The organism is Bacillus cereus group sp. MG4 (assembly GCF_040460055.1).
In the GTDB taxonomy this organism is placed as follows: Bacteria; Bacillota; Bacilli; order Bacillales; family Bacillaceae_G; genus Bacillus_A; species Bacillus_A wiedmannii.
The window spans coordinates 1,892,406-1,905,632 of record NZ_JARVGZ010000001.1 but is presented as its reverse complement, the minus strand read 5'-3'; the positions used below and the strand labels follow the sequence as shown (position 1 = coordinate 1,905,632).

The window sequence follows — 13,227 nt, the reverse complement described above, 5'->3', positions numbered from 1 at the left end:
GTTAGTAGTGCGTGTATTAGTAAGTGGTGGGGGCACTGGAGGTCATATTTATCCGGCTCTTGCTCTAATAAGAGAAATAAAAAAATTAAATCCGGAAGCAAGGTTTTTATATATTGGTACGGAGAGTGGATTAGAGAGCACAATCGTTCCAAAAGCAGGCATACCGTTTCAATCTATTGTTATAAGTGGATTTAAGCGTAAAATATCGTTAGATAACGTGAAAACGGTGATGCGTTTCCTAAAGGGTGTACAAGATAGTAAACGATATATTCGTCGTTTTAATCCGGATATTGTGATTGGAACGGGTGGATATGTATGTGGGCCAGTTGTATATGCTGCAGCAAAATTAGGTATTCCAACCATTGTACATGAACAAAATAGTGTACCTGGTGTAACGAATAAATTTTTAAGCCGCTATGTTGATAAAGTTGCGGTTTGTTTTGAAGCGGCTGCGGAACATTTTCCACAGTCAAAAGTGGTGATGACAGGAAATCCAAGAGCATCAGAAGTAATGGATCAGAATGGAATGAAAGGAAAACGTTCAGTAGGTTTATCTCTTCCTAAAAAATCGGTACTTATTTTTGGTGGAAGTCGTGGGGCTAGACCGATTAACGATGCTTTCGTAGAGGCAATTGAACAGTTTGGCAATAAAAGTTACGAAATATTGTATGTAACAGGTGAAGTTCATTATGACAAAGTGATGGAAGCAGTGAAGCAAAAAGGGAATCCGAATAATGTTATTATTAAACCTTTCATTCATAATATGCCAGAGGTACTTACAGGTGTAGATCTTGTTGTTTCAAGAGCGGGGGCAACAACACTTGCAGAATTAACCGCGTTAGGTAAGCCAAGTGTGTTAATACCTAGTCCTTACGTAACAAATAACCATCAGGAAAAGAATGCACGTTCCGTTGTAGATAAAGGGGCAGCAAAAATGTTGCTTGAAAAAGATTTAACAGCAGAAACGCTTATTCGTGATATTGATGAGATTTTATTAGATGCACAAACATTACAAAATATGAAGCTGGCTGCGGGGCAATTAGGTATTCCAGATGCAGCAAATAAGCTGTATGAAGTAATGAATAAGCTTGTAAAAAAATAACGTTAGGTGAACGCCCTGCATACTACTGTAATAAGGATACTTAGTATGGGGGAGATTGTTTATGGAGCAATTAGTAAATGAGCTTATAGAAGCAAATGTTGGTCGCGTGTTAGTGAATGAAGCGTTAGCGCGTTATACCACTATGAAAATAGGTGGACCAGCTGATATTTTAATTGTGCCAAAGCATGTTGCCAGTATTGAAAAAACGTTGCAGTTAGTAAAAAAATATAAAACAAAGTGGACTGTAATTGGTCGAGGTTCGAACCTTCTTGTATCTGATCTAGGTATAGAAGGTGCCGTTATTCGTTTAGGAGAAGGATTAGAGCACTTAGAAGTCGAAAAACATAGAGTAAGAGTTGGTGGTGGGTATCCCCTTATTAAATTATCAACTTTACTTAGTCGTCAAGGGTTATCCGGCCTGGAATTTGCCAGTGGTATTCCAGGAAGTGTTGGTGGTGCAGTGTATATGAATGCTGGAGCACATAAATCGGATATATCAAACATATTATCAAAAGCTCTTATTTTGTTTGAAAACGGAACAATTGATTGGTTAACACATGAAGAAATGGAGTTTTCCTATCGTACTTCTGTATTGCAAACGAAACGTCCTGGTATTGTTTTGGAAGCTGAGTTTCAATTGCAGGTAGGAGAGCGTGAGGGAATCGTAAGCGTCATGCAAAAGAATAAAGACTACCGTCGTGAAACACAGCCGTGGAATCATCCTTGTGCAGGAAGCATATTTCGGAATCCAATCCCATACTTTGCAGGAGACTTAATAGAAAAGGCGGGGCTTCGTGGTTATCAAATAGGCGGAGCTCAAATTTCTGAAATGCATGGGAATTTTATTATCAACACTGGGGGAGCCAGTGCGCAAGATGTCTTATCTTTAATTGCATTAATAAAACAAACAATCAAGGATAAATTTGGTGTAGAAATGCATACAGAAGTAGAAATCATTGGAAGATAACGGTTATTCGTTCCGCTCATTATCATTTATGTTATAATAAGAAGATAAGAACGGCATGAGGAACATGCCGTTTTTTATGTTACGTAGGGGGATCGTACATGAAAAATAGTAAAGTGATTAAACTACAGGATCGTGTACCGAAGTTAAAAAATCAACAGAAGAAAAACAAGAAAAATGTTAATCATCGGTTGATTTTATACATATCAATTTTATTTTTATTAGTGCTCTTTTTAATTTATTTTCGGTCTCCGCTAAGCAATATCAAAAAGATAAGTGTGTTTGGAAATCATTATATGACAGATGAACAAGTGATGAAGGAATCAGGTGTGACGTATGATACAAGTTATTTCCGAGTGACAGCACATAAAGCAGAAGAAAACCTAACGAAACGAAAAGAAATTAAAGCAGTAAATGTAAAAAAACGTTTTCCAAATAAAATTGATGTTCATATTGAAGAATATTTAACGATTGGTTATATAAACAAAGATGGGAAATTACAACCGTTACTAGAGAACGGGAAAACACTTGATGTACTTCCGAACGGAAAACTTCCTGTTGCAGCACCAATTTTTGAACCTTTTAAAGAGGAAAAAATGAAGGAGTTAATTGCTGAGCTTGAAAAATTAACACCAACTATTTTAAGGTCTATTTCTGAAATTCGTTATTCACCGACGAATGCGAATGAAGATCACCTTACTTTATATATGAACGAAGGGTACGAAGTGAGCACTACGATTCAAAATTTCGCAAAGCGTATGGAAGCCTATCCGCTTATCTTAAAAACAATTGAACCGGGTAAAAAGGTATTAATTGATTTAGAAGTAGGGGCATATACGAAAGAATTAGGAGCGGAAGAAAAAAAAGAATAGAACGATAGTTTTTACTACGTTCCTGTAGAAAAAACGAAACGAACGTTCTATTGAATACATCTGAATTTACAAGAATGGTTCATTTGATGAAAAAGATGTAAAAATTCTTAGATTCATACTAGGATTGGTACAAGTTTCACTTTTCTATGAGTACATCTTAGTGTAGACTTATACTTGGCGGTAATCTTTACACTTGAAATAGAATTATTTCAAGATAAGCAGTTATTCACAGTTTACTGCGATATTCTTAAATGAATGTTAAATAAAAATAAGAAAAATATAGGGTTAAAAAAGGGAAACGTATAAAGACGTTGAATATTTTTCTTATAAATAGTAAAGTTGCGATTGTTGTTCCATATATTGAGTTGTATGGTATAAATAAAGAAGGAGGTGCCAAAGAATGAACAGCAATGAAATATATGTTAGTCTTGACATCGGTACATCCAATGTTAAAGTCATCATTGGTGAAATGGTTAATGACAGCTTAAACATTATTGGTGTTGGAAATGTAAAATCGAATGGTTTAAAGAAGGGGTCGATAGTTGATATAGATGAGACTGTTCGATCAATTAAAAAAGCAATTGAACAAGCTGAGCGCATGGTGGGAATCCACATTGAGCAAGTTGTAGTAGGTGTCAATGCAAACCAGGTACAGCTACTTCCTTGTCACGGAGTAGTGGCTGTTTCAAATGAAGATCGTGAAATCGGGAATGAAGATGTCTTACGCGTTCTAGATGCAGCACAAGTTGTGTCAATTGCTCCAGAGCGTGAGTTTATTGATGTGGTACCTCGACAGTTCATCGTAGACGGTCTTGACGAGATTAACGATCCACGCGGGATGATCGGTGTAAGATTAGAAATGGAAGGTACACTTATAACAGGCTCGAGAACTTTACTACATAACCTACTTCGTTGTGTAGAAAAAGCAGGTCTTGAAATAGTTGATATTTGTCTTCAACCTTTAGCGGCTGCAACAGTTGCTATATCTTCAGATGAGAAACATAGAGGAGTAGCCCTTGTTGATATGGGGGGAGGATCTACAACTTTATCTATTTTTAAAGATGGAGAGTTACAAGCGACGAGCGTATTACCGTTAGGTGGAGACCATATAACGAAGGATATTGCGATTGGGTTGAAAACTTCAACAGACAATGCAGATCAAATAAAGTTGAAATATGGACATGCTTTTTATGATACAGCATCTGAAGAAGAGATGTTTACGGTTCCTATTATGGGAAGCGATCAAACAGAACAATATTCTCAGTTGGAATTATCGGATATAATAGAGGCTCGTGTAGAGGAAATTTTAATGTTTGTTCAAGATGAAGTGCGTAAGTTAGGAGTAAAGCAAGTAGCTTCTGGCTATGTACTAACTGGTGGAATTGCTTCTATGCCGGGTGTTCTTGATCTTGCATATGATATTTTACATGAAAATGTTCGTATAGCGACTCCTGATTATATTGGTGTGCGTGAGCCCCAATATACAAGTGGAGTAGGATTAATTAAACATTCTTATCAAAAAGCTAAATTACGTGGGAAAAATGTGCAGGAAAAGCAAGAACATTTTGAACCAGTACCAGCACCAGCACCAACGCCGGTACAACAGCAACCTGCGAAACAAAAAACTCGTAATCAAAACAATAATAATCAAAATGATGAACGTATGATGTCAAAAGTAAAACGTGTATTCCGTTATTTATGGGATTAAAATTGGACACGAAAAATGAGGTTCTAGGGGGATTTCGACATGTTAGAGTTTGATACTACTCAAGATCAATTAGCGAATATAAAAGTTATCGGTGTCGGCGGTGGCGGAAACAATGCTGTAAACCGTATGATTGAACACGGTGTACAAGGTGTAGACTTTATCGCTGTGAATACTGATGCACAAGCATTAAATCTATCAAAAGCTGAAACAAAAATGCAAATTGGTGGGAAATTAACACGTGGACTTGGTGCAGGTGCAAACCCTGAAGTAGGGAAAAAAGCTGCAGAAGAAAGTAAAGAACAGATCCAAGAAGCACTTCGTGGTGCGGATATGGTCTTCGTAACTGCGGGTATGGGCGGCGGAACTGGAACTGGTGCAGCTCCAGTTGTTGCTCAAGTTGCAAAAGAATTAGGTGCATTAACAGTTGGTGTTGTGACACGTCCATTTACATTTGAAGGACGTAAACGTGCAACGCAAGCAGCATCTGGTATTGCGGCATTTAAAGAAAATGTAGATACGCTTATTGTAATTCCAAACGATCGCTTATTAGAGATTGTTGATAAAAATACGCCGATGTTAGAAGCATTCCGTGAAGCAGATAACGTATTACGTCAAGGTGTTCAAGGTATTTCTGATTTAATTGCAACACCAGGTTTAATTAACTTAGACTTCGCAGACGTAAAGACAATTATGTCTAATAGAGGTTCTGCTTTAATGGGTATTGGTTCTGGTAATGGAGAAAATCGTGCTGCTGAAGCTGCGAAAAAAGCGATTTCTAGTCCATTATTAGAAACATCTATTGATGGAGCTCAAGGTGTTATCATGAACATTACGGGTGGAGCTAACTTAAGCTTATATGAAGTACAAGAAGCGGCAGACATTGTAGCTTCAGCTTCAGATCCAGAAGTAAATATGATCTTCGGTTCTGTTATTAATGAAGGATTAAAAGATGATATCGTTGTAACTGTAATTGCAACTGGTTTTGATGATAGTGCTTCGACGCAGCCACCAAAACCAATTATCCGTCCGACTGCGAATCACACGCAACAACAGCAACAGCAAGTAGCTCAACCTTCAAAACAACGTGAAGTTAAGCGTGAAATGAAACGTGAAGAGCCGGTTGTGCATGAGCGTCATACAGATTCAGATGACATCGATATTCCAGCATTCTTACGTAACCGTCGTAGACGATAAAAGAAAAGGAGTTTTTATGCTCCTTTTTTGTTTTATACAGGGAAAAGATCTGCTAAGCAGGTCTTTTTTTTATTTTATATATTTCGATTTATCCCGCTATTTGCTGGGCAGCCTGATTCGTGCGGGGTGATTAAAGTTCTACTTAATATATAAGTAAAAAGATATAGTATTCTATGAAACATATACTTTTATTTTTTACCGACAGATTTTGTCTAGAAAGCACAAAATAACAAAAAAACACCTCCGCAAATTGACACACTTTCCTATTGGATATGCATTATACTAGTCTCAACTTAAAAAAAGAGGTGAATTGTTTGGTTGTTTACGCCGACGTTGTTTGGTTGTTAAACGCCTGCATTGATTTTCTTTTACTTTTATTAACAGCAACCGTGTTAAAAAAGAAGATCAAAAGATGGAGGCTTGTGTTAGGGGCATTTATAGGTTCAACCATTGTTATTTTTGCCTTTACTCCTTTTGCTTCTATGATGACACATCCAATTATGAAACTACTGTACTCGTTACTTATTGTGTATACAGCATTTGGGTTTACAACGTTTAGAAACTATGCACAAACTGTTTTTACTTTTTACTTTGTAACCTTTATGGTTGGCGGAGGGTTAATTGGGACTCATTTCTTTTTGCAAACGAATGAAATGGTAAATGGATTGGTTCAATCTCAATCAATTTCTTACGGTGATCCAATTAGCTGGTTGTTTGTTGTTTTTGGTTTTCCAGTAATTTATTATTTTTCTAAAAAGCGTATTGAAAGCGTAGAGGTTACAAAAATACACTATGACCAAATTGTGAAATTGAAAATTCAATTAGCTGAAGAGGAACTAGAACTCGCAGGTTTAATTGATAGTGGGAACCAACTTTACGACCCGTTAACAAAAACACCCGTTATGATTATGCATATTTCATCATTAGAGCATTGCTTGCCAGCTTGGTTAACAGAACAAATTTATTCCAAAACAGAGATTCCTCAAATACCAGAAAATGATTCTGGCTGGGCGACAAAATTACGCTTAATTCCTTTCAGAGCAGTAGGAGTAGAGAATCAATTTTTATGGGCAATTAAGCCAGACAGTGTGCAAATTTATCATGAAGGTAGTTCTATTGTAGTCAGCAAAGTATTGATTGGATTAAATACACAACAGTTGTCAACCAATGGAGAGTATCAATGTATTGTGCATCCGAAAATGTTAATTTCGCAAAAAATGGTAATTGCTTAATAATGGGAGGCGGGATAATATGATGAAATTAAAATTTTATTTAGTATACCTTTGGTATAAAGTATTGTTGAAATTAGGAATTAAGACCGATGAAATTTATTATATCGGTGGAAGTGAAGCGTTGCCACCACCGTTAACGAAAGAAGAAGAGGAAGTTCTTTTGAATAAATTGCCAAAAGGAGATCAGGCAGCAAGATCGTTACTGATTGAACGCAACTTACGCTTAGTTGTATATATAGCCAGAAAGTTTGAAAATACAGGGATAAATATTGAAGATTTGATTAGTATAGGAACAATCGGCCTTATTAAAGCAGTGAATACATTTAATCCGGAAAAGAAAATAAAATTAGCGACATATGCCTCACGTTGTATAGAAAATGAAATTTTAATGCATTTGCGTCGGAATAATAAAAATCGTTCAGAAGTTTCTTTTGACGAACCGCTTAACATTGATTGGGATGGGAATGAACTTTTGTTATCAGATGTATTAGGTACAGATGATGATATTATTACAAAAGATTTAGAAGCTACTGTAGATCGTCATCTTCTAATGAAAGCATTGCATCAATTAAATGATCGTGAAAAACAAATTATGGAACTTCGGTTTGGGCTTGCTGGAGAAGAGGAAAAGACGCAAAAAGATGTGGCGGATATGCTTGGGATTTCACAGTCATACATTTCGCGTTTAGAAAAAAGAATCATAAAAAGATTACGAAAAGAATTTAATAAAATGGTGTAAAGAATAAGACCAGCCGTTATTTAGGCTGGTCTTATTCTCTTTCGTTGTATGAGAAGAGACAACGAAAATGAAAAATGAAGAGAAAACCGCATGCATAAAATCCCCTTCAAAGGAAATACTTTACACTGTACAGCAACTCCCGATAGGAGGGAACACTTTGACGAGAAACAAAGTAGAAATTTGCGGTGTTGATACAGCTAAACTTCCCGTACTAAAAAATGATGAAATGCGTAAATTATTTCGTGAAATGCAAAGTGGAGAGATAAGCGCAAGAGAGAAATTAGTGAATGGAAACTTACGTCTTGTACTGAGCGTCATCCAAAGATTTAATAACAGAGGAGAATATGTTGACGATTTATTTCAAGTTGGTTGCATCGGACTTATGAAATCCATTGATAACTTTGATTTAGGCCAAAATGTAAAATTTTCAACGTATGCTGTGCCGATGATTATTGGGGAAATACGCAGATATTTGCGTGATAATAATCCGATTCGCGTATCTCGATCATTACGAGATATTGCGTATAAAGCGTTACAAGTAAGAGAGAAATTGATTGCAGAAAATTCAAAAGAACCAACAGCAATGGATATTGCAAAAGTGCTTGAAGTGACTCATGAAGAAATTGTTTTTGCATTAGATGCGATTCAAGATCCAGTTTCATTATTTGAACCGATTTATAACGATGGGGGAGATCCTATCTTTGTTATGGATCAGTTAAGTGATGAAAAACAAAAGGACGAGCAGTGGGTTGAAGAGTTAGCACTGAAAGAAGGGATGAAGCGTTTAAATGATCGTGAGAAAATGATTATTCGAAAACGTTTCTTTCAAGGAAAGACACAAATGGAAGTTGCAGAAGAAATTGGGATTTCTCAAGCACAAGTGTCACGTTTAGAGAAATCAGCTATTAAACAAATGAATAAGACGATTCAAGGATAAGGTTTCACCATTTATGGTGAAACCTTTTTATATGTAATATAGTTTGTCTTCGCTCATAGTAGGGAAGCTGTGTTCATATAATGAAAATAATATGGGATTAGTAGAGGGTGCTTCCTGTTAATTTGAGAAACAGTGTTTTTTCAATTCGTCATATATAAGGGAGAGGATGAAAATGATAAGAATTTCGGAGTTGCAGATGAAAGAGATAATAAATGTTTCAGATGGAAAAAGGCTTGGGAATATTGGAGATATTGAAATTGATATGAACACAGGGAAGATCGGGTCTATTATTATTTCCAAACAGGCACGTATGTTAGGGATCTTTGGGAAGGATGTAGAAATTGTAATTCCTTGGGAGGAAATTATGAAAATTGGGGAAGATGTCATACTTGTTAGAGTAAATCCTGTTAATTCTGTAACAGAATCAATACAAACACCGACAATTTCATAAAGAATATTACAAATTCCTCTTTTTTTTCTGTTGGGATTATGAAAAAATAAAAGTATGGTAAAATAGACAGGAAGTACCATGCTTTTTTATGTTATTTTAATTAAAAGGAGTCACTTTATGAGACAACCATTTAAATATGTGGACGGTATACTGTATTTACAAGCGTGGAAAGAACTTGGAAACATTACTGCTGGATTTACGACAAAAGATGGTGGGGTAAGTACGGGCTCCTTTCATGCGATGAATTTAGGATTACATGTGAATGATATCGTGGAGAACGTTCATGAAAACAGACGCATTTTAGCAAATAAGTTACAAAAACCATTAGAAAACTGGATTTGCTCTGAACAAGTTCATGATCATCATGTTGAAAAAGTAGGACAACAGGAAAAAGGAAGTGGCGTCCATTCATATGAAGACGGCATTTCAAAAACAGATGGCATTTATACGACTAATAATGATGTTCTTCTAACATCATGTTACGCCGATTGTGTTCCACTCTATTTTTATGCACCATCACATGGTATGATAGGACTTGCGCATGCTGGATGGAAAGGGACTGTAAAAGAGATTGCAAAGGAAATGATTCAAAAATGGAATGCAGAAGGGATTTCAAGTGATGAAATTCATGTTGCAATTGGACCAGCAATTGGATCTTGTTGTTACGTTGTTGATGATCGAGTGTTAACAGCAGCAGAGCAAGTAGTAAACGGCTCTGTCCCTTATAAAAAAATTTCTGATGGGCAGTACGCAATTAATTTAAAAGAAATTAATCGTATATTATGTGTACAATCAGGCATAAAAGAAGAGAATATTGTAATGTCATCTCTTTGTACAAGCTGTGAAGAACAACTATTTTTCTCTCATCGTCGTGATCAAGGTAAGACAGGAAGAATGTTGAGTTTCATAGGTTTTAAGGAGGAAGAAAGCAAGTGACAGTACAAAAAAATTTAACAATTGTAAATGAAGCAATTAAGCAATCTTGCGTACGAGCGGGACGTTCGTTGCAAGATATTAAACTCGTTGCGGTTACAAAAACGGTAGGAATTGAAAAAACAAACGAAGTAATTGAAGCTGGAATTATCGATTTAGGTGAAAATAGAAATGAAAGTTTCTTACAGAAGTACGAACATTTCGGTTCAAAAGTGAATTGGCATTTTATTGGATCATTACAAACGAGAAAAGTAAAAGAAATCATTAATGAAATTGATTATTTACATTCGTTAGATCGTCTTTCACTTGCAAAAGAAATTCAAAAACGTGCTGATAAGAAAGTGAAATGTTTTATTCAAGTGAAAACATCATCTGAAGAATCAAAGCAAGGATTGGCAATAGAAGAAACCGTTTCTTTTATTCAAAGTTTGCAAGAATTGGATAAGATTGAAGTGGTGGGACTAATGACAATGGCTCCGTTTACAGAAGAAGAGGAAGAAATCAGACGCTGTTTTAAGGAGTTGTGTATGCTACAAACAGAGGTGCAGGAGCTAGAATTATTACATGCGCCATGTAAAGAATTATCAATGGGAATGTCTAATGATTACACGATTGCAATTGAAGAAGGTGCTACATATATTCGTTTGGGGACGATTTTAGTAGGAAAAGCGTAAAAGGAAGGAGAATCTTATTATGAGTTGGTCAAAAGTAAAATACTTCTTTTTTGATACACCGGAAGAAAAAGAAGCAGCTCAATATAGTTATGAAAAGGAGCAAACAGACATGAAGAAGCAGCAAGATCCGCCAGAACAACAAGATGTTGCGTTTCCAAAAGCGCAACCGAAACAAAATGTTGTGAGCATTGAAACGGCAAAGCAATCTTCAAAAGTTGTTTTATTAGAACCACGTACATATTCGGAAGCACAAGGGATTTCGGACCATTTAAAAGGTAGACGAGCTGTTGTGATTAATTTACAACGAATGTCTACTGATCAAGCTGTACGTATCGTTGACTTTTTAAGTGGTACTGTATACGCTATAGGCGGGGACATTCAAAAAATAGGACCGAAAACATTTATGTGTACCCCTGAAAATGTAGATATTGTTGGTGCAATTTCAGAGTTATTCGGTGAAGAAGAAGACACAAATATAAAGAGGTGGTAATACGCCATGGTAACAGTTTTAAACGTTTTAATTACTGCTATCAAGATCTACTCGTGGGCACTTATTATTTACATTCTTCTATCATGGTTCCCTGGTGCAAAGGAATCAACTTTTGGAGAAATTCTTGCGCGTATTTGTGAACCGTATTTAGAACCATTTCGCAGATTTATTCCGCCGCTTGGTATGATTGATATCTCTCCACTCGTTGCGATTTTCACGTTAAAGCTTGCTACGAATGGTTTAATAAGTATATTCAACTATTTCTTATAGTAAGAGGTTAAATACATGAGCATCTATGAACATTTCAGACCCGATGAAGAGGTCTTTGTGGATAAGGTGTTAGAGTGGAAGCGAGCAGCGGAGTACCATCAAGTGAAGTTAACAGACTTCCTTGATCCAAGACAACAACGAATTGTCACTATGGTAATAGGACAAGGGGATGTTGCTGTACAGTTTGATGGTGCAACGCCTCATGCAGAGCGTAAGAGAGCACTCATTTATCCGGACTATCTAGTAGTGAATGAAGAGGAATTTCAAGTAGAAGTATTGGAAATTGACTATCCTTCCAAGTTTTATACGCTAGAACATAGGCAAATATTAGGTACATTTATGTCTCTTGGTTTAACGAGAGAAAAATGTGGTGATATTTTGCTTCAAGAAGATCGTGCCCAAATTGTAGTCGCGAAAGAAGTTGTATCTTATATTGAGATGAACTTACAATCTATAGGGAAAGTGAAAGTCTCCTTATCACCAGTGCAAGGAGAAAAAATTCTACAGATGCAAGAAACGTGGGGAGAGAAATCTGGAACGGTTTCTTCACTTCGTTTAGATGTTATGTTAGCTGAAATGTTACATATATCCAGACAAAAAGTACAACCTTTCATAAAAAATGGTTTAGTAAAAGTTAATTGGAAAACAGTGGAGCAAACTTCTTATGAATGTTATCCAGGAGATGTTTTTTCAGTGAGAGGATATGGACGAAGTAAATTGTTTTCTGTAGAAGGTAGAACAAAGCGCGACAAATGGAGAATTTTGTATGGTATACTAAAATGATTGGTTTTTTAGAAGGAAATCCTCCTATTTTGTCGAAGAAAAGATATAATTGAAATAGGAAATTTAGATAACTACTTGGAGGTGGCGTTGTGCCGTTAACACCATTAGATATTCATAACAAAGAATTTGGTCGCGGATTCCGTGGCTATGATGAAGATCAAGTAAATGAGTTTCTTGATCAAATTATCAAAGATTATGAATTAGTCATTCGTGAGAAAAAAGCTTTAGAAGAAAAAGTTGCGCAATTAGAAGGGAAGTTAGATCATTTCTCTAATATTGAAGATACGTTAAACAAATCTATCATCGTTGCACAAGAAGCAGCGGAAGAAGTAAAACGTAATGCACAAAAAGAAGCAAAATTAATCGTACGTGAAGCTGAAAAGAATGCAGACCGTATTATTAACGAAGCGTTAGTAAAATCAAGAAAAGTTGCCTTTGATATTGAAGAGCTAAAGAAACAAGCGAAAGTATTCCGCACTCGTTTCCGTATGTTATTAGAAACACAGCTTGAAATGTTAAACAACGATGATTGGGATAAACTAATTGAGTTAGAAGACGAAGTAGATGAACTGTTGAAAAAAGAAGAAACAGTGTAAGCTTGACGTTTTTCTCATTATTACATATAATTTTAAACAACATATTTATTAAGAAAAACGAAGATAGGGATAAGTACCTTTTTCATACCTTATATAGCGAACTGAGGATGGTGTAAGCTCAGGATAAGGAGATAATGGGAATATCACCCTGGAGTTCCACGCTGAACAAATAGAGTAAGCGTAGGCGTATATTCGCGTTAAGAATATAAAGAGGATTGTATACATACGTATAGGATCTACTAGGGTGGTACCGCGGGAGACTTTCTCGTCCCTTTTTGGGAT

The 13,227-nt window shown here is 36.1% G+C and carries 15 protein-coding genes and 1 other annotated feature; all 15 genes read left to right on the top strand.

Annotated features, from left to right (window positions below):
• Nucleotides 1–7 precede the first annotated feature (7 nt).
• The 15 genes from murG (at nt 8) to divIVA (ending at nt 12,945) form a co-directional block, all read left to right on the top strand.
• Nucleotides 8–1,102, top strand: coding sequence for an undecaprenyldiphospho-muramoylpentapeptide beta-N-acetylglucosaminyltransferase (gene murG / locus QCI41_RS09900; protein WP_001265424.1), 1,095 nt, complete (start codon nt 8–10; stop codon nt 1,100–1,102).
• A 61-nt stretch (nt 1,103–1,163) separates the two neighbouring features.
• Nucleotides 1,164–2,069, top strand: a complete 906-nt coding sequence (gene murB / locus QCI41_RS09895) for a UDP-N-acetylmuramate dehydrogenase (RefSeq protein WP_353837545.1) — start codon at nt 1,164–1,166, stop codon at nt 2,067–2,069.
• Nucleotides 2,070–2,167: 98 nt separating this feature from the next.
• The gene (gene divIB, locus QCI41_RS09890) at nt 2,168–2,938 is read left to right on the top strand and encodes a cell division protein DivIB (RefSeq protein WP_000798232.1); all 771 of its coding nucleotides are present in this window, start codon (nt 2,168–2,170) and stop codon (nt 2,936–2,938) included.
• A gap of 400 nt (nt 2,939–3,338) precedes the next feature.
• Nucleotides 3,339–4,646 (top strand): cell division protein FtsA, encoded by a 1,308-nt coding sequence (gene ftsA / locus QCI41_RS09885; protein ID WP_001087543.1) that lies wholly within the window; start codon nt 3,339–3,341, stop codon nt 4,644–4,646.
• A 39-nt stretch (nt 4,647–4,685) separates the two neighbouring features.
• Nucleotides 4,686–5,840, top strand: a complete 1,155-nt coding sequence (gene ftsZ / locus QCI41_RS09880; RefSeq protein ID WP_000888983.1) for a cell division protein FtsZ — start codon at nt 4,686–4,688, stop codon at nt 5,838–5,840.
• 314 nt (nt 5,841–6,154) lie between these two features.
• Entirely contained in the window at nt 6,155–7,072 is a 918-nt protein-coding gene (spoIIGA, locus tag QCI41_RS09875) for a sigma-E processing peptidase SpoIIGA (RefSeq protein WP_000261976.1), read from the top strand.
• Nucleotides 7,073–7,091: 19 nt separating this feature from the next.
• Complete coding sequence (gene sigE, locus QCI41_RS09870) at nt 7,092–7,811, top strand: RNA polymerase sporulation sigma factor SigE (protein ID WP_000976947.1); 720 nt, start codon at nt 7,092–7,094, stop codon at nt 7,809–7,811.
• Between the two features lie 157 nt (nt 7,812–7,968).
• A complete protein-coding gene (sigG, locus tag QCI41_RS09865) occupies nt 7,969–8,748 on the top strand; it encodes an RNA polymerase sporulation sigma factor SigG (protein WP_000197753.1) in 780 nt (259 codons plus the stop codon).
• 172 nt (nt 8,749–8,920) lie between these two features.
• Nucleotides 8,921–9,199 carry a YlmC/YmxH family sporulation protein gene (locus QCI41_RS09860; RefSeq protein WP_000619414.1) on the top strand — a complete coding sequence of 93 codons (279 nt, stop codon included), beginning with the start codon at nt 8,921–8,923 and terminating at the stop codon, nt 9,197–9,199.
• A 117-nt stretch (nt 9,200–9,316) separates the two neighbouring features.
• Nucleotides 9,317–10,135: a peptidoglycan editing factor PgeF gene (gene pgeF, locus QCI41_RS09855; protein WP_353837546.1), complete on the top strand. Its 819-nt coding sequence runs from the start codon at nt 9,317–9,319 to the stop codon at nt 10,133–10,135.
• Nucleotides 10,132–10,806, top strand: a complete 675-nt coding sequence (locus QCI41_RS09850) for a YggS family pyridoxal phosphate-dependent enzyme (protein ID WP_353837547.1) — start codon at nt 10,132–10,134, stop codon at nt 10,804–10,806. The genes pgeF and QCI41_RS09850 overlap by 4 nt, the downstream gene beginning before the upstream one ends.
• Nucleotides 10,807–10,825: 19 nt before the next feature.
• On the top strand, nt 10,826–11,296 hold the full coding sequence (locus QCI41_RS09845; RefSeq protein WP_000119131.1) for a cell division protein SepF: 471 nt from the start codon (nt 10,826–10,828) through the stop codon (nt 11,294–11,296).
• A 6-nt stretch (nt 11,297–11,302) separates the two neighbouring features.
• A complete protein-coding gene (locus QCI41_RS09840; protein WP_353837548.1) occupies nt 11,303–11,566 on the top strand; it encodes a YggT family protein in 264 nt (87 codons plus the stop codon).
• Between the two features lie 15 nt (nt 11,567–11,581).
• The gene (locus QCI41_RS09835) at nt 11,582–12,349 is read left to right on the top strand and encodes a YlmH family RNA-binding protein (RefSeq protein ID WP_353837549.1); all 768 of its coding nucleotides are present in this window, start codon (nt 11,582–11,584) and stop codon (nt 12,347–12,349) included.
• Nucleotides 12,350–12,438: 89 nt separating this feature from the next.
• A complete protein-coding gene (gene divIVA / locus QCI41_RS09830) occupies nt 12,439–12,945 on the top strand; it encodes a septum site-determining protein DivIVA (RefSeq protein ID WP_001131609.1) in 507 nt (168 codons plus the stop codon).
• Between the two features lie 51 nt (nt 12,946–12,996).
• Nucleotides 12,997–13,221, top strand: a binding site (T-box leader).
• The last annotated feature ends 6 nt before the right edge of the window (nt 13,222–13,227 follow it).

Bases quoted from the DNA above. Each gene is read 5' to 3' on its own strand.
- murB (WP_353837545.1), top strand. From the start codon at position 1,164: ATGGAGCAATTAGTAAATGAGCTTATAGAAGCAAATGTTGGTCGCGTG.
- divIB (WP_000798232.1), top strand. From the start codon at position 2,168: ATGAAAAATAGTAAAGTGATTAAACTACAGGATCGTGTACCGAAGTTA.
- ftsA (WP_001087543.1), top strand. From the start codon at position 3,339: ATGAACAGCAATGAAATATATGTTAGTCTTGACATCGGTACATCCAAT.
- ftsZ (WP_000888983.1), top strand. From the start codon at position 4,686: ATGTTAGAGTTTGATACTACTCAAGATCAATTAGCGAATATAAAAGTT.
- sigE (WP_000976947.1), top strand. From the start codon at position 7,092: ATGATGAAATTAAAATTTTATTTAGTATACCTTTGGTATAAAGTATTG.
- QCI41_RS09860 (WP_000619414.1), top strand. From the start codon at position 8,921: ATGATAAGAATTTCGGAGTTGCAGATGAAAGAGATAATAAATGTTTCA.
- pgeF (WP_353837546.1), top strand. From the start codon at position 9,317: ATGAGACAACCATTTAAATATGTGGACGGTATACTGTATTTACAAGCG.
- QCI41_RS09845 (WP_000119131.1), top strand. From the start codon at position 10,826: ATGAGTTGGTCAAAAGTAAAATACTTCTTTTTTGATACACCGGAAGAA.
- QCI41_RS09840 (WP_353837548.1), top strand. From the start codon at position 11,303: ATGGTAACAGTTTTAAACGTTTTAATTACTGCTATCAAGATCTACTCG.
- QCI41_RS09835 (WP_353837549.1), top strand. From the start codon at position 11,582: ATGAGCATCTATGAACATTTCAGACCCGATGAAGAGGTCTTTGTGGAT.